The sequence below is a fragment of the Asticcacaulis benevestitus DSM 16100 = ATCC BAA-896 genome (assembly GCF_000376105.1).
Classification (GTDB): Bacteria; Pseudomonadota; Alphaproteobacteria; order Caulobacterales; family Caulobacteraceae; genus Asticcacaulis; species Asticcacaulis benevestitus.
Genome location: NZ_AQWM01000001.1, coordinates 132,022 through 147,890, shown reverse-complemented (window position 1 = coordinate 147,890; position 15,869 = coordinate 132,022). Strand labels below are relative to the sequence as shown.

General features: G+C 59.1%; 19 protein-coding genes. 8 read left to right on the top strand and 11 right to left on the bottom strand.

The features are described 5' to 3' along the window. Position 1: 1 nt before the first annotated feature. Positions 2-1,519, bottom strand: coding sequence for an aldehyde dehydrogenase (locus B060_RS0100745; protein WP_018079834.1), 1,518 nt, complete (start codon positions 1,517-1,519; stop codon positions 2-4). A 216-nt stretch (positions 1,520-1,735) separates the two neighbouring features. On the opposite strand from B060_RS0100745, the gene B060_RS0100740 reads away from it, so the two are divergent. Beyond that, positions 1,736-2,125, top strand: a complete 390-nt coding sequence (locus B060_RS0100740) for a DUF4844 domain-containing protein (protein ID WP_018079833.1) — start codon at positions 1,736-1,738, stop codon at positions 2,123-2,125. Here B060_RS0100740 and B060_RS0100735 read toward each other — a convergent pair. After that, complete coding sequence (locus B060_RS0100735; RefSeq protein ID WP_018079832.1) at positions 2,122-2,844, bottom strand: GntR family transcriptional regulator; 723 nt, start codon at positions 2,842-2,844, stop codon at positions 2,122-2,124. The two genes, B060_RS0100740 and B060_RS0100735, sit on opposite strands and share 4 nt — an antisense overlap. Before the next feature lie 130 nt (positions 2,845-2,974). Here B060_RS0100735 and aptA point away from each other — a divergent pair, with 130 nt between their 5' ends. Further along, a complete protein-coding gene (gene aptA / locus B060_RS0100730) occupies positions 2,975-4,285 on the top strand; it encodes an omega-aminotransferase AptA (protein ID WP_018079831.1) in 1,311 nt (436 codons plus the stop codon). Here aptA and B060_RS0100725 read toward each other — a convergent pair. Continuing rightward, positions 4,282-4,572, bottom strand: a complete 291-nt coding sequence (locus B060_RS0100725) for a hypothetical protein (protein ID WP_155847592.1) — start codon at positions 4,570-4,572, stop codon at positions 4,282-4,284. The genes aptA and B060_RS0100725 overlap by 4 nt on opposite strands. A 136-nt stretch (positions 4,573-4,708) precedes the next feature. Here B060_RS0100725 and B060_RS0100720 point away from each other — a divergent pair, with 136 nt between their 5' ends. After that, positions 4,709-5,278, top strand: a complete 570-nt coding sequence (locus tag B060_RS0100720) for a hypothetical protein (protein ID WP_018079829.1) — start codon at positions 4,709-4,711, stop codon at positions 5,276-5,278. Between the two features lie 44 nt (positions 5,279-5,322). On the opposite strand, the gene B060_RS0100715 is transcribed toward B060_RS0100720, so the two are convergent. From B060_RS0100715 to B060_RS0100705, 3 genes are all read right to left on the bottom strand, one after another. After that, on the bottom strand, positions 5,323-5,523 hold the full coding sequence (locus B060_RS0100715) for a DUF3126 family protein (RefSeq protein ID WP_018079828.1): 201 nt from the start codon (positions 5,521-5,523) through the stop codon (positions 5,323-5,325). Positions 5,524-5,703: 180 nt separating this feature from the next. Beyond that, entirely contained in the window at positions 5,704-6,531 is an 828-nt protein-coding gene (gene cysE, locus B060_RS0100710) for a serine O-acetyltransferase (RefSeq protein WP_018079827.1), read from the bottom strand. A 21-nt stretch (positions 6,532-6,552) separates the two neighbouring features. Next, positions 6,553-7,185: an NUDIX domain-containing protein gene (locus tag B060_RS0100705; RefSeq protein WP_018079826.1), complete on the bottom strand. Its 633-nt coding sequence runs from the start codon at positions 7,183-7,185 to the stop codon at positions 6,553-6,555. A gap of 46 nt (positions 7,186-7,231) precedes the next feature. On the opposite strand from B060_RS0100705, the gene B060_RS0100700 reads away from it, so the two are divergent. The 3 genes from B060_RS0100700 to B060_RS23645 are packed head-to-tail and all read left to right on the top strand — an operon-like array spanning position 7,232 to position 8,491. Next, entirely contained in the window at positions 7,232-7,852 is a 621-nt protein-coding gene (locus tag B060_RS0100700) for a nitroreductase family protein (RefSeq protein WP_018079825.1), read from the top strand. Positions 7,853-7,889: 37 nt separating this feature from the next. Further along, positions 7,890-8,180, top strand: coding sequence for a nucleotidyltransferase family protein (locus B060_RS0100695; RefSeq protein ID WP_018079824.1), 291 nt, complete (start codon positions 7,890-7,892; stop codon positions 8,178-8,180). After that, positions 8,177-8,491 (top strand): HepT-like ribonuclease domain-containing protein, encoded by a 315-nt coding sequence (locus B060_RS23645; RefSeq protein WP_023447267.1) that lies wholly within the window; start codon positions 8,177-8,179, stop codon positions 8,489-8,491. Before B060_RS0100695 ends, B060_RS23645 begins: the two co-directional genes overlap by 4 nt. 242 nt (positions 8,492-8,733) lie before the next feature. Here the strand turns inward: B060_RS23645 and queF are convergent, their stop codons facing one another. Further along, positions 8,734-9,195: a preQ(1) synthase gene (gene queF, locus B060_RS0100680; protein ID WP_026172478.1), complete on the bottom strand. Its 462-nt coding sequence runs from the start codon at positions 9,193-9,195 to the stop codon at positions 8,734-8,736. Between the two features lie 182 nt (positions 9,196-9,377). Here queF and B060_RS0100675 point away from each other — a divergent pair, with 182 nt between their 5' ends. Next, positions 9,378-10,334 (top strand): NAD(P)H-dependent flavin oxidoreductase, encoded by a 957-nt coding sequence (locus B060_RS0100675; RefSeq protein WP_018079821.1) that lies wholly within the window; start codon positions 9,378-9,380, stop codon positions 10,332-10,334. On the opposite strand, the gene B060_RS0100670 is transcribed toward B060_RS0100675, so the two are convergent. Further along, positions 10,329-10,781 carry an SRPBCC family protein gene (locus B060_RS0100670; protein WP_018079820.1) on the bottom strand — a complete coding sequence of 151 codons (453 nt, stop codon included), beginning with the start codon at positions 10,779-10,781 and terminating at the stop codon, positions 10,329-10,331. The genes B060_RS0100675 and B060_RS0100670 overlap by 6 nt on opposite strands. 96 nt (positions 10,782-10,877) lie before the next feature. Here B060_RS0100670 and B060_RS0100665 point away from each other — a divergent pair, with 96 nt between their 5' ends. Then, positions 10,878-11,576: a DUF1345 domain-containing protein gene (locus B060_RS0100665; RefSeq protein WP_018079819.1), complete on the top strand. Its 699-nt coding sequence runs from the start codon at positions 10,878-10,880 to the stop codon at positions 11,574-11,576. Between the two features lie 118 nt (positions 11,577-11,694). On the opposite strand, the gene B060_RS0100660 is transcribed toward B060_RS0100665, so the two are convergent. The 3 genes from B060_RS0100660 to B060_RS23640 form a co-directional block, all read right to left on the bottom strand. Beyond that, entirely contained in the window at positions 11,695-13,554 is a 1,860-nt protein-coding gene (locus B060_RS0100660) for an SGNH/GDSL hydrolase family protein (RefSeq protein ID WP_018079818.1), read from the bottom strand. A 289-nt stretch (positions 13,555-13,843) separates the two neighbouring features. Then, positions 13,844-14,299 (bottom strand): response regulator, encoded by a 456-nt coding sequence (locus tag B060_RS0100655; protein WP_018079817.1) that lies wholly within the window; start codon positions 14,297-14,299, stop codon positions 13,844-13,846. 21 nt (positions 14,300-14,320) lie between these two features. After that, entirely contained in the window at positions 14,321-15,808 is a 1,488-nt protein-coding gene (locus tag B060_RS23640; RefSeq protein WP_236621550.1) for a sensor histidine kinase, read from the bottom strand. Positions 15,809-15,869: the final 61 nt, after the last annotated feature.

Genomic DNA, 15,869 nt, shown 5'->3' with positions numbered 1-15,869 from the left:
GCTACGCCTTGAAGCTGATGGAAACCGCCTTGAGATCGGCATATTTATAGAGGGCATGGAGCGAACGATCGCGTCCGAAGCCCGACTGCTTGACGCCCCCGAACGGCGAGGTGATGTCGCAGGCGTCCCAGCCGTTGACCCACACCAGACCGGCTTTCAGCGCCTTGGCGGCGCGCATCGCCTTGCCGATGTTCGAGGTCCAGACGCCCGAAGCCAGCCCGTAGATGGTGTTGTTGGCGATGCGATAGGCGTCCTGCTCATCATTGAAGGTCAGCACCGACAGCACCGGCCCGAAGACCTCTTCCTGCGCCAGAATATTGTCCTGCGCGATATCGAGCAGCGAAGGCGCGACGTAATAACCGCCGGACTCGCTGCGCACACGCTCCCCGCCGAGCAGCAGCTTGCCACCCTCGGCCTGCCCCTTCTCAATGTAGTCGAGCGCCGTGTTCATCTGGCGCTCCGAGATCATGGCGCCGAACTGGGTTTTCGGATCGAACGGATCGCCCACCCGGATGGTTTTCGCCACGGCGATAACCTTGGCGACGAAAGCGTCCTTGATCGTCTCCTCGACCAGCAGGCGCGAGGCGGCGGTGCAGACCTGTCCCTGATTGTAGAACACGCCCCAGGCGGCATTGGCCGCCGCGCCATCGAGATCGTCCGAATCTGCGAAAACGATCTGCGGTGACTTGCCGCCGAGTTCGAGCGACACGCGCTTGAGATTGCTGTCAGCCGAGGCGCGCATCAGTTGCCGCCCGATCGGGCCGGAGCCGGTGAAGGTGATCATGTCGACGTCCATATGGCGCGACAGGGCGTCACCCGCCTCGCCGCCAAGCCCGGGAATGACATTCCAGACACCCGCCGGCACACCGGCTTCCAGCGCCAGTTGCGCCGTATAGAGCGCGGTCATGGACGAGTTTTCCGCCGGTTTCAGCACCACGGAATTGCCCATAGCCAAAGCCGGCGCCACCTTCCACATCGCCATATGCAGCGGGAAGTTCCACGGCACGATGGCGCCTATGACGCCCAGCGGTTCATGGACGACGTAGCTCAGCCGGTCTTCCGGCGACGGCGCCACCTCGCCATAGACCTTGTCGAGCGCCTCGGCATAGTAGCGCGTGCTGTTGATCGCCAGCGGGATATCGACATTGCGCGCGTCCGAAATCGGCTTACCGGTATCGAGGCTTTCCAGCAGGGAAAGGTTCTCGGCGTGCCCGGTCATCAGATCGGCCAGCCTGTGCAGGATTTTCTTGCGTACCTTCGGCGCCAAAGCGCGCCAGCGGCCATCCTCGAAAGCCTGCCGCGCCGAATGAACGGCGGCATCGACATCGGCGCGATCGCAGGCGGCAATCTTGTTGATCAGCTTGCCGTCGCGTGAAGAAAAATTGTCGAAGGTTCGCCCCGATGCCGACAACACTTCCATGCCTTCGATCACGGCCTTGTCCGGCAGGGTGAGCGCTCTTATCGAGGCCAATACGCCTTCAAGTGTGTCGGCTGGGGTTTGCAGAGCGGAAACAGGCATGGGAAGGCCTCAAATGCAATTTGTGATCACAATTAGACACCGCCGTCACGGTCGGTGTCAAGCACTTGCAAATTTGACTTTAAACGTCTCCGCTTCTGCTGGTAAGGTAAAATAAGAGTCCATCACGTAAACGGGATCACTATGCAACGCAGACATATCTTGATTGCAATAGCGACGATTGTGGCGTTGTCTGCTTGCTCTGCAAGAGGAAACGCAATGAACGACGATGCGTTGACGCTCCCTGCGGACTTAGACGTGCGTTTAATGCATCTTAAGGCGAAAACTAAATTTGCGCCTGACGACATGTATGTGGGTTATTTACCGGAAGAGCATCAGCCTGCTGCGGAAAAGCTAATCAACGATCTGATCAGCAAATTACAAGTAGAGCTGCCTAAAAAACCATCGAAAACCTATCTCAAAGAACAGATTTCAGACACCTATGCGTGGTTTGATCTCAGCGACACAGAAGATCGTGAGCGCTGCATATTATATCTTGAGCAGACATTGGAAGCCGTCGGTGTCCCACCATCAGAAAGAGCGATAAGCAAATGGCTACCGCCTTTTGATCTAACCGCAATGCTCGCTCATCCGCATCTTGAAAACTAGCCCCCCCGCCGTCTCCGCTTTGGCTCCGGCGCGACCTGCGCCTTGATGGCCTCCAGCATCAGCTCCATGCCTTCGTGAATATCCGCCGCCATCGAGCTGCGCACCGCCTCGGCATCGCCCTCTTCCAGCGCGCGGATCATGTCCTGGTGGTGGTCCTTCGGCAGATGCACTGTGCCCATGCGGCCGAACACGACACGCATGAAGGGGCCGACCTGGAGCCACAAGGTGCGCGCCATGTTGTAAAACAGGTCGGCGTCGGCCAGTTTGTAGATAGAGAAATGGAAGTCCTGATTGGCCTGCATATAGGCTGACACATCGCCCTTGGCGAGCGCCGACATCACCGCCTGATCGTCCTCGCGCAGGCGTCTGATCACATCGCGCGTCACGCTCGGCGTGGCCAGAAAGGCCAGTTCGGGCTCGACCCACTGGCGCGCCTTCATCAGTTGCATGAGGCGTTTTTCGGTCAGATCCGGCACCCGCAGACGCTTGTTCGACGGCTGGAGCTCCAGCGCCTTTTCCGCGATCAGACGGCGCACCGCCTCGCGCACCGGCATGGGCGACACACCGAGATTTTGCGCCAGGGTGCGCAAACTAACCGGCTTGAGCGGCGGGATCTGCCCTTGGATCAAGGCTTCCGACAGGGCTTCGTAGACCTGATCATGGATCTTGGCCTCATTCAAAACTCCGCCAGACAGGCTCTCAAGGCTGACGACAACCATTATATTCTACCTTTTGCGGCCGCCTCTTGCAGGCCCGCGCATTTTGTGATCACAATTGCCGCGACCGTTCATCTTAATCTAGCACATATCCTGCGAGATTCGTCATCAATCCGCAGTTGGAACACGCCTTATGACCACGCCCACGCTCGATAATTTCTGGATGCCTTTTACGCCAAACCGCGCCTTCAAGGCAAAGCCTAAGCTGCTGACCAGCGCAAAAGACATGCATTATACCGATGTCGATGGCCGCCAGATCCTCGACGCCACCGCTGGCCTGTGGTGCGTCAATGCGGGTCATGGTCGGGCGAAGATCACCGAAGCGATCCAGAAGCAGGCAGCGATCATGGATTTCGCGCCTACCTTCAACATGGCGCATCCGCTGGCCTTCGAGTTCGCGCACAAGCTGGCCGGCATCATGCCCGGCGACCTGAAGAAGATCTTCTACACCAATTCCGGCTCGGAATCGGCCGATACGGCGCTGAAGATCGCCCTAGCCTACCAACGCACGCGCGGCCACGCCTCGAAAACCCGCCTGATCGGCCGTGAGCGCGCCTATCATGGCACAGGCTTCGGCGGCATCTCGGTCGGCGGCATTGTGCGCAACCGCATGTATTTCGGCTCGCTCCTGACCGGCGTCGACCACCTGCCCCATACCCATGATCCGGAGCTCAACGCTTTCTCCAAAGGCATCCCCGAGCACGGCGCCGACCTCGCCGATACTCTGGAGCGTCTGGTGGCGCTGCATGACGCCTCCACCATCGCAGCCGTCATCGTTGAGCCCGTGGCCGGCTCCACCGGCGTGCTGGTGCCGCCGAAGGGCTATCTCCAGCGCCTGCGGAGCTTGTGCGACAAGCACGATATCCTGCTGATCTTCGATGAGGTCATCACCGGTTTCGGCCGCTTGGGCGCTGCCTTCGGCGCCGACTATTTCGGCGTCACGCCCGATATACTGTGCATGGCCAAGGGCATCACCAATGCCTGCGTGCCCATGGGCGCGGTCGCGGTCTCCAACCGCATCTACGACACCTTCATGCAGACGGCGGATGCGCCGATCGAGCTGTTCCACGGCTATACCTATTCCGGCCATCCGCTGGCCTGCGCCGCAGGCATCGCCACGCTCGAGGTCTATGCCGAAGAAGATCTCTTCAATCGCGCCAACACCATGGCACCCTACTGGCAAGAGGCCGTGCATGCCTTACGTGACGCGCCGCACGTCATCGATATCCGCAACCTCGGTCTAATCGGCGGCATAGAGTTGGAATCGCGTCCGGGTGCGCCGACCGCGCGCGCGCTGGAGGTGTTCGACCGCTGTTTCGACAAGGGGCTACTGATCCGCGTCACCGGCGACATCATCGCCCTGTCACCACCACTCATTCTCGAAAAAGCGCATATCGACCAGATGGTCGAGACCATCCGCGCGGCTTTGAAAGAAACCGCTTAGGCCACGCCTGTCATGCCCTTGGCCTGAAGGATGGCGATAAAGATAAAGAAGACCACGGTGGCCGCCACGTTGAAAACGCTGGCGGCCACAAACCGTTTGACCAGAATGAAACGCAACAGAAACAGGCAGATGACAAAAGCGATGCAGACCTCACCGGCCATGCCGGGATAGCCCATCTGCACGAAACCGCCCCACAGGAAGGCCAGCGACAACAGCCAGTAGAGGCCCGCGCTGACCACTTTCGCCGAATGCCAAAGCCCTTGAAGCCAAAGTCCTTGAAAGCTCATTTTTCGCCCTGTTCGTGGTTATAAACTGTGCCTAACACGGCCCTGTCGGGACAAGAATGCGTGCTTTATTCATATTGTTCCCTTATAGGTTTGTGGCATTAATTTGGAAGCCATTTCAGACTCAGCCGGAAGCCTTATGTTCAATTTCTCCAACCAGCTTGAAAACCTCAAATCCTCATTGATCGGACTTGTGCTGCTGCTGGCCAGCGCCATCATCGGCCTCATCTGGGTCAGCATTGGCCTCTATAGTCTGGCGGTGAAGCTGTTGGGTGACCTGTGGGGTCCCTTGGCGCTCGGCGGCGTTTTCCTGCTGCCAATCGTTATTTACCTGGTGATCAAGTCCCTGCCCCATAACAAGGCAAAGAGACGCCAGTCGCTGATCGACGAGGCCTTCAGCCGCTCGACCGTCGGCAGCATCTCCAACCTGATCGACAATCTCTCGGGCGTATCGCCGGTGCTGGCCACGGTGGCCGCGATCGTCGCCGGCTTCATGGCCTCGCGCTTCCCGCAGTATCTGCCGATGTTTTCGCAGATTGTCAGTTCGCTGGGTGAGGAATTCAAACTGCACAAGGTCCGCCGCGCCGAATCGAAGGTGCGCAAGGCCAAGGCGGAGTACGAACGCGCCGCCACGCCGACACCGCCCGATGTCGAGCCGGTGGTCAAGCGCCGCCGCAAGAAGAACGACGATCCTTACGCCGAGATGTAAACATGAAAAAAGCCCGGTGATCGCTCACCGGGCTTTTTTCATGTTTAGAGGTCTTCCTTGAGGATGGCCATTTCAAAGAGATAGGAACCTTCTTCATCCTCGTCGACATAGACGACGCCGATGAAATCCTCGCCGATATAGACTTCGGCGGAATCCTTTTGCTTGCGCGGTTTGATTTCAAGGCCCTTGGTCTGGAAGGTCTTGAAGAGATAATCCTGAACCTTGGTGATTTCGGCGGGGGTCATGGCTAAGCCTCGTAGGGTAGATGTGGCGGAGGTCTATCCAGTGGTGCAGCGCCCCCGATGCAAGGCTGTAACTAAAGCACATTTTATCGGGCGCGGGGATAAACTTTGTGTGTGATCAACGCCATAGGCGCTTAGGCGCGCAGGTGCAAACCCTTAACCGCGCTTATCCACATTCTGCGTTTAAATCGAATAGTCGAGATCGATATCCGGCATGGTATGGTCCATCTGGCGCGCCGGATCTTCGCAGGTCTTGCAATTGATCAGCTTGGCCGGCACGCCGGCGGCCGTGCAATGGGCCGGCACAGGCTTGAGCACCACGGAGCCCGAGGCAATCTTGGCGTAATCGCCGATGGTGATATTGCCGAGGACATTGGCGCCAGCGCCCAGAAGCACGCCCTTGCCGACCTTGGGGTGACGATCGCCGCGCTCAGCGCCGGTGCCACCCAGGGTCACGCCCTGCAGGATCGAGCAGTCATCGCCCACCACGGCGGTTTCGCCGATGACGATGCCCGTGCCGTGATCGAGGAAGACGCCCTTGCCGATACGTGCGGCCGGATTGATGTCGATCTGGAACAGTTCGGACACACGGCTCTGGAGGAAGTGCGCCATGGTGACGCGCCCCTCCTGCCACAGGCGGTGCGACACGCGGTAAATCTGCAAAGACAGATAGCCCTTGAAGAACATGAAGGCCTGAAGATAGCCACGCGCGGCGGGATCGCGCTCATAGATGGCTTGCAGGTCAGCCTCGGCATACTCGACCAGTTGCGGTTCGGTCAGATAGGCCTTGCGCACGATTTCGCGCAAGGTCATGCCGCGGATGGTGTCATCGCCCAGCTTGCGCGCGATATGATAGGACAGCGCGCTGGCTAGATCATCGTGCGACAGGATGGTGGAATGGAGCATCGAGGCCAGGCCCGGTTCCGCCGCCAGGGCATCAGCCGCTTCCTGGCGCAGGTTGAGCCAGATACGTCTGTCGTCAGGATGGATGACCTCGAAAACCTGAGCCATGCGTAAAGCCTTCAATAATTTCTAGCCGAGTATAGCATCTCGCAAATGCGGGAGCAATTCGCCTGTGACCGCCATATGGTGTACCCGCAATACACTGACAACGGTTAAGCCATCGCGAACCTGCCCTTTTATCACCGCCTCCAGCAGATCGCGGAACGGCACGCGGGCATAGTCGAAGGCCTCGGTCTCGTCGGGTTCCTTTTCACCCGGCGTCAGGCCGGTGGCGAGATAGATCACCGCCACCTCATCGGTCACCGAATTCGACATATCGAAGCCGAGGATTTCGCGCAGCTCCGCCGCCTCCATACCCGTTTCCTCGCGCAGTTCGCGGATGGCGGCTTGGCGCGGGTCTTCGTTCATCGGGCCGCCGCCTTCGGGCAATTCCCAGCTATAGGTGCCGACCGCAAAGCGCGACTGCCCGACCAGCGACACCGTGCCGTCATCGTGCAGCGGCAGGACGGCGATGGCGCGGTTGGCGAACTTGACCAGGCCGTAATGCGCGGGATTGCCGGTGGGCGCGATGACATCGTGGCTCTCGATCCTGATCCACGGGTTCTCGAAAACCGTTTGCGAGGTCAGGCTTTGCCAGTCCTTGCGGGCAGCGGCGCGCGTTTCATTATCCCATGAGGGCAGGTTGGGTGTTTTATCGGCCACGGCTCACCTATATGCTGACGAGAGATTCTTCACCGTGAGCCATAGCATGTCCTTGCCCGACTTTGACCAGACGCCGATCGCATTCGGCCAGCCCGTAGCGCAAAAAAAATCGGCCGAGGTGCTCGATGTACTGTTTCACCGCCGCAGCGCCCCGGCCCCGACGCTCGACCTGCCAGCCCCTTCGGAAGACGAGATCGATCTGTTGATCAAAATTGGCTTCCGCGTGCCCGACCACGGCAAGCTTGGGCCGTGGCGCATTGTGCGCTTCACGCCGGAGAGTAAGGCAAAGCTGGTGGAAAAACTGAAAACACTGGCCGAGAGCCGCGATGATCGCAAGGCCGTGGGCGCGCTGCAAAAGCTGTCGATCCCACCGGAAGCCCTGCTGGTGATTTCCAGTCCGGTGTTTCCGTATAAAAAACCTCTGTGGGAACAGCAGCTTTCCGCCGCCGCGGTCTGCCAGAACCTGCTGATCGCCGCCGGCGCCTTAGGCTATGGCGCCAACTGGATCACGGACTGGTATTCCTATGACGACGACGCCAAGGCGCTGCTCGGCCTGACCGCGGGCGAAAATGTCGCCGGCTGGATCTTCCTCGGCACCCCCACCGAAGCGCCGCTGGAACGCGAGCGCCCGGATTATGAGGCACGGGTTAGCTGGTGGGAGGGCTGAGTTGGCCTTTTTCTTGAATATAGGCTAAGCTAAACTCATGAAGCCCTCTGTTGCCCTGAACATCCATCGTGATGCTATACGCTCCCTGACGACACGTTTCAGAGCCTCGAACCCGCGTGTCTTTGGTTCTACCTTACATGGCAGCGACAAAGACGGCAGCGACCTTGATCTGGTGGTTGACACCTTGCCGAACACGACTCTCTTTGATCTGGGGGGGGTGCAGGATGAGCTTCAGGAAATGCTTGGTGTGCCTGTCGATCTGCTGACACCCGGCGACATCCCCCCGTCTTTCCGCGCTCAGGTGCTTGCTGAGGCCCGCGCCATATGATGGCTGAGAAGCTTCAAGACTATCTGCGCCATATGCAGGAGGGCGTAAAGCAGGCTTCTGACTATATTTCTGGCATGGATAAGGCCGGCTTTGTAGCGGATAAACGCACGCAGCAGGCCGTGATCATGAACCTCGTCATTATAGGCGAAGCGGCGACGCGAGCGATGAAGGAGTTTCCTGAGTTTACCGAAGAGCACCCAGACATTCCCTGGCGCAACATGCGTGGGATGCGCAATCGTATAGCCCATGGTTATTTCGATATCGATCTTGAACAGGTTTGGGAACGGCGCTTACAGCCCTGCCAGACTTAAGCCTGGGGTTGTCATCGCTTCCGGCTGAGCCGCCTCCAGACCTCAGCAACGCACCCTAACATTGGTGACAGGGCGAGCAAGGTCAGCCATTTTATGTTCACAACGGCGCCGCCAGCAAAGTCGAGAACTTTGGTTTGCGAAAGTAGTACAAGCATCAAGGCAGGCAGCAAAATAATGGCGTGCGTGATGCCAATGATCACCACGCCCCTAAACCACCATTTGCCAAAGCCCCTCACCTGCGCTTAGCCCCGGCCACGATAGCTGGGCACGCCGAAGTCCGGCACATAGACGCCCTTGGGCGCTTCACCTGTTTGCCAGAAAACATCGATCGGAATGCCACCGCGCGGATACCAGAAGCCGCCAATGCGCAGCCAGCGCGGGTCGAGCAACTCTTTCAGGCGCTTGGCGATATAGATGGTGCAATCCTCATGGAAGGCGCCGTGATTACGAAAGCTGGTCAGGAACAGCTTCAGCGATTTCGACTCGACCAGCCATTCGCCCGGCACATAATCAATCACCAGATGGGCGAAATCCGGCTGGCCGGTTACCGGGCACAGCGAGGTGAATTCCGGCGCCGTGAAACGCGCGACATAGTCGACATCGCTATGCGGATTGGGCACGCGCTCCAGCACGGCCAGGGCGGGATCGCTGGCGACGGCATTGCCGCCACCTAATTGGGTCAGGTTATCGGTATAATGGCTCATGAGCTGGATATAGACGCGACCGCCAAATAAGCAAGAGATATGGATTTTGAACTTTACGCGAACGTCAATTTCTGCAAATGTTATCTCCAAAATGCCGACCGCGTTTTGGCAAGCGCGACCGCGCGCCGCGCACGTTTGCGCGTAAGCCATGCGGCGCTCGAGCTAATATAAGAGGAAACATCATGGCCATTCCCGCTTCGCTCTCCAAGAACCTGCGCTTTCCGGCGGTCGCAGCACCGATGTTTCTGGTTTCAGGCCCGGAGATCGTCATCGCCACCTGCAAGGCCGGCATGATCGGCACCTTCCCCGCCCTCAACCAGCGCACGTCGGAGGGCTATGCGGAATGGCTGGATGAGATCAAGGGCAGCTTAGGCCCCGAAGATGCCGCTTTCGGCGTCAACCTGATCGTTCACAACACCAATACGCGCCTGATGGCCGATATCCAGATCACCGTCCAGCACAAGGTGCCGTTGGTCATCACCTCGCTTGGCGCGGTCAAGGATATCGTCGATGCCGTCCATTCTTACGGCGGCGTGGTCTTCCATGACATTATCAATGCCCGCCATGCCCGCAAGGCGATGGAGGCCGGTGTCGATGGCCTGATCCTAGTCTCGGCCGGCGCCGGCGGCCATGCCGGCAATCAGCACCCGTTCGCCCTGATCAATGAAATCCGCGAGTTCTTCAGCGGAACCATCCTGCTTTCCGGTGCGCAATCAACCGGCGGCGACGTGGCGGCGGGCCTGATGGCAGGCGCCGACCTTGGCTATATGGGCACGCGTTTTATCGCCACCACCGAGGCCCGCGCTGTCGAGGGCTACCGCGAAATGCTGATCGAGAGCACGGCCAAGGACATCACCTATACCGATGCTATTTCGGGCATCAACGCCAACTTCCTGACACCCTCGCTTATTGCCAACGGCCTCGATCCGGCGGCGGCCAAGGACCCGCACCACAAGATCGACATGGCCGAAGAACTGAACAGCGAGGCCAAGGCCTGGAAGACGATCTGGTCAGCCGGCCAGGGCGTCGGCTCGATCCACGAGGTGCTGCCGGTCGCCGACCTCGTCAGCCGCCTGAAGGCGGAGTTCTCCGCCGCTCATAAAGCCTTTGCCGCCAGGGCGAAGCTATACGATCTATAGACTGACCGCTTCCTTCGCCAGCAAGTCGCGAATATTTTCCGTCGTCTGGATGGTCTGCTTCGGCAGCTTCATTTTGAACACCGGCGACATCAGTTTGGCCATGAAGCTATGCGGGGTGATGTCTATCAGGTGGGTCAGCCGCGTGCCCTCGCCGGAAGGCTCCATGTGGAACTCGACTACCACCGCCATCATCTTGTCGAAATAGCGGTAAGCCATGTGACGATCCTGGTCATAGGCGGTGATCACGCCGTCCATCAATCCGTGGCGGCCACTCTCGCAATAGGCATAGCGCAGTTTGTCGCCCACCTTGTTAGGGCCCGAACTCGCCTTGGCCACGCCTTCGCACCGCTTGAGCCACAACGGCACCTTGGAATAGTCGGCCAGGAGGGCAAAAACCTGATGCGGCGGTTGCGGCAGTTCAATACCGTGTTCGAAAGCGATCGTCATACGCGAAACCTCGTTGCTCCCCCATTGCAAAATTGACAAGCGGCAGATCAAAGAGCCTAACATAGGTCACACAACTGACAAGAGTTTTACATAACTATGACGTCCCGCAAGACCGGCTTTTTAAATCTCACCGTTATCCGATATCTGCGCCACAAACCCCAACTTGTCTTTTCACTGCTGACTGGCCTTGCGGTATTGGGTTTTTGCCTTGGTTTCACGCACCTCAACGGCATCACCAGCGCCCTGATCGCGTGGAACTGTTTCACGGTTCCCTACATCGCCCTTGCGCTTCAGGCCATGCTGACCGCCGATCGCGCCAGCCTCGAAAGCCACGCCCACCTTTATGACGATGGCGAAGGGGTGATTCTCCTGCTGTCGATTCTGGCGGCTATTTTGAGTTTCGTCGCTATCATCGGCGAACTGGCGACCACGCAGAACGTCAGCGACGCGGCAAAAGCCTGGCATGTCGCCCTCTCCGGCCTGACCCTGATCACCGCCTGGACCTATATCCACATCGCCTTCGCCTTCCATTACGCCCACGGCTATTATGCCGAACTTCCGCGCAACAAGGGCGAGCCGTCGCTGATCTTTCCCGGCACCAAGGCACCGCACTATATGGATTTTCTCTATTTCGCCTTTGTTATCGGCACATCGGGCCAGACAGCGGACGTCGATTTCGCCACCACCAATATGCGTCGCATTGGCCTGATCCACTGCGTAACGGCCTATCTCTTCAACGCCACGGTTCTGGCCCTGACGATCAATATCGCCGCCGGCTTGATCAGTTCGTCTTAAAGTAAGAAGCCCCACCACCAACGCGCCTGCAAATGTTGCGCTATCGCCTCGCTGCTTGAGCGCTGGCGCGTCGGTCCCCCTCCCCGGTAAACCGGGGAGGTATAAGGACTCGTTTTCCCTAAAACGCTTTATTCAGAGAAATCAGCGCGGTCTGGTCCTGCTGGCTGTCAGAGCCATAGGTGCCGCGATATTGCGCCGACAGCGCATAGCCGCCCATCCTGCGCTCCAGACCAATGCCGACCAGTACGCCGGGGCTGCCGACATCGCCCATTTTGGTGGCAAAGGCCTGCGCCGTATTGTTGATCAGCTTGCCGCGCAGGTCTTCCTGATCGCCGCTCAGCACGGCCTCATAACCCAGCACACCGCTCAAGGAGACATTTTCGCTGAGCTTGCCACTGGCCTGGAGTTCGACCGCGCCAGACAGCGCCGACACCTTGCGGTCCTCAAAGCCGACCGCCGCCACCGTGCCGCGCTCCTTGAAGCCCTTCATCGTAGCGCTGGCATAGGACAGACGCGCTACCGGCGTGACCGTCCAATCGCCCATGGCATGATCGAAGCCGGTCTGGACTTGCGCCGAATAGGCGGCGGTATCGACATGATTGACCGTCTCGCGGAAGGCGTTGATCAGCGTATGGCGTTCATAATCGCTGAAACTGGTGATGCCGGCGCCCGCTGTCGCGGTAATGAAATAACGGCCGGGACGCCAGTCAAGGCCCAGATCAAAGCTCAGATCGGTCGGCTTGGCGGTGACGAGGAAGCCCTTGGAATCACCGGTCAGGGCAGTGACGCCAAAGCCAAAAGTGGTGGCGCTGCCGATCGACTGCACGGCGCCCGCGCGAACGCCGGCCAGGCTGTAATCATAGGCCTTGACGTCAGAGCTGGCGTCATCGCCGCCGATGCCGTCCTGCATGGCGAGCGAGGTGTCACGCGATCCTTGCGCCCCGACGATCTGGACGAAATAGCCCTCGCCGGTGGCGCGATGCAGCAGCGAGCCCATCTCGGCCTGAATCGCACGGCGGGTGGTGTAGCCCTGCTCGGCCAGCATCCCGACACCGCGGGTCAGGGTGGGTGTGTAAAGATATTGCGCGGCCAGGTTGGCCACCAGTTGATGACCAGCCGCCGTCGGGTGGACGCCGTCCCAGAACAGATAGCTGTTGCGGGTTTCCTGCGATCCGGTGACGCAGGCCGTCACAGTGATGCAGGCCTGGGTGACATTGCTGAACCCGAAGCCTTGCGGATCGGCGACGATGGCGCTGAAGGCCGAACGGATATCGACCTCGACGATATTGGTGTCACTGTGTGCCGCTGCCGCCGCGTTGAGGCCGGTGTCGAGCGCGGTGTTAAAGACGCCCGTGGTGTAGGTGGTCAGGCCCGATGTGGTGATGCTGGTGTTGAACTGCGGCGTCGAACCGAGATCTGGCAGGTTCATGACGACGATGGTCTTTGCGCCGGCGGTGGCCAGTTGCCCAACCTGGCTGCTGACATTGCCGGCCGCCGTGCTGGCGATGCCCGTCATATAGGCCGAGGCGGTCGCGGGATTAGCCGCAGCGGTTGGCAGCGCCTGGAAGATATCGTTGGCGCCGGCCCATAATGAGACGACGTCATTGGCCCCAAAGGTGCCGCCGCGCGCCAGATAGGCGCCGATCTGGGTCGGCGTGCCGGGGATGGGGCCGCTGGAGTTGGCGGCGGAATCGGACCGCGCCCCGCCCCAGCCGGAATAGACATTGCCGCTGTTGATGGTTGCGGGCGAGCCGAAGAAGTTGAGGCCGCTGCCAGCAAGATATTCGTTCCACACCAGATCATTGGTGAAACGGCGATTATAGGGGGCGGGCGGCTGGCCGGTGGCGGTGAACAGGTTGCCGGGGTCGCTGAGCGAGTCGCCGAAGCTGACCAGACGGTCATAGGACTGGGCGTGGGCTGCGAACGGCAGCATGGAAACCATGGACGCCAGAAGCGCCAGAGTGAGCGTGTGTTTCATTGGACCCTGCGAGTTTTATTTTTGTTATGGCGGCAACCCAAGCCTGCCGTCCGGCCGGACACATATTGCGATGCAATAAGTAATGCCGTGACCGTTACGGTCCAGCCTTAAGTCGTGCGACGGCATGAAGAACACCGTCACAAGCACGACAGTGTTATGTTACTGGCGAGATGGCAATATTTCCGCAACGTTAAGGGGCAACTTATTTTGCACGCCTGTCACAAATTAGCCGCAGGCAAGTTATCGCCGGCTGAATACAGGGAAATGAAAGTAATTATGTTACCTTACGTCAATCCGCCCCCGGCAAAACGGCCAGCATGAAGAAGAACTGCTCGATCGAGCGCACGACGTCGGTGAAATTCTGCAGATTGAGCGGCTTGACGATATAGGCGTTGGCGTGAAGACCATAGCTGCCGGCAATATCCAGCTCGGCGGCCGAACTGGACAGGATGATCACCGGAATATGGCGCAAGCCCTCGTCGTTCTTGATAAGGCTAAGCAGTTCCTTGCCGCTCATCTTTGGCAGGTTGAGATCGAGCAGGATGATATCCGGCAGGCGCATCCCGGCGTAATCCCCCTCGCGCCTGAGCATCGACAGGGCCGTCTCGGCCGTTTCCGCTACGGTCAGGTTGTTGTCGATCTCGGCCTGGCGAAAGGCGCGTGAGGCCAGCAGGGCATCGCCGCGATTATCTTCCACCAGCATGATTTCCGCTGCGCGCCCTTCGCGGATAAGCAGATTGACCATGTTTTGCACTCCTATGAAAGATTATACGCTCTTAAGGTCTTTCGGGATCATAAAGAAAAAGGTGGAACCGACACCCTGCTCGGATTCCACCCAGATGCGGCCGCCGTGGTTCTCTACGATCTTGCGGCAGACCGCGAGGCCCAGCCCCGTGCCCTGGATGCCGTCCCAGCTATGCAGCCGACGGAAGGGCTCGAAAATCTGGCCGACAAAGGCCTCATCAATGCCCATACCGTTATCCTTCACCGAAAACCTCCACATATCCCCGTCGTCCGCCACACCGATATGGATGACCGGCAGACGGCGCGGCTTTTGATACTTGATGGCGTTGGTGACGAGGTTCTGCATCAGGCGCATCAGTTGCACGCCATTGCCCTTGAGCCGCGGCAGGGTGTCATAGGTGATGACCGCCAGGCTCTCCCGGGTCAGGGCGCGCAGGTTATCGAGCACATGCACCAGTTCGGTGCGCATATCGACATCGGAACAGCGGAAGCCTTCCTTATCGACGCGGGCATATTCGAGCAGATCCTGCACCATGTCGCGCATCCGCATCGCCGAATCGCCGATGATCTTGAGATATTCCTTGCCGTCGTCATCGAGCTTGTCGGCATAGTCCTTGGCAACGATCTGGCTGAAATTGAGCACCATGCGCAGGGGCTCCTGCATGTCATGCGAGGCGACATAGGCGAAGCGCTCCAGTTCGGTGTTGGAATCGGTCAGGCGGCGCAACAGCCTCTGGCGGCTGTCCTCGGCCAGCTTGGCCTTGGTGATGTCGCGCACGATGCCGGTATAGTGCTGCTTGCCGTCAATTTCGAAGGCGCTGACCGACAGATCGGCCGGGAATTCCGTGCCGTCCTTGCGCCGCGCCTTGACCTCGCGGCCAGTGGTGTCGGTATTCAGATATTCGCCGATGTATCGGTCGTGTTCGGTATAGGTCGGGTCGGGCATCAAAAGGCTGATCGGCTTGTCCTGCACTTCCTCGGCGCTATAGCCGAAAATGCTCTCGCAGGCGGCGTTGAAGCTCTGAATGCGGTCATTCTCATCGATCGTGATCACACCATCGAGGACGTTATCGACCACCGCGCCCATGGCGGCACGGTTGTTCTCCTCGCTTTGCCGATGAAGGTCCTCCAGCCTGGCGTTGGCGTCGGCCAGTTGCTTCGGGCTCGGCAGGGCCAAGGCTTTCGGCATCATGCGCACAATGGTGACCAGGGTGGCGATCGAGGCCACGGCGGTCAGCGCCTTGATAACACCTTCGAAGTAATAGTCCGGATGCCACAGCACCCATATATTAAGAAGGTGCGAGAAGCCGCACAGCAGGATGAAGGCGCCGAACAGCACGAACACCATCTGAAACGGCAGATCCTTGCGCTTCCTGATAAAATAGATCAGCGCCAGGGGAATGCCGAAATAGGCCAGAACAATCCCCAGATCTGACAGGACATGGAGCCACAAAATACCGGGCTGCCACAGAAAGCAGTAGCCATGCGGCATAAATTGGTTGACGTTCATATCGTGATCCACGTCGTGTCGTCCTTCCCGGCAAAGGTGAGTCCGTTTTGCCCTTAACAAG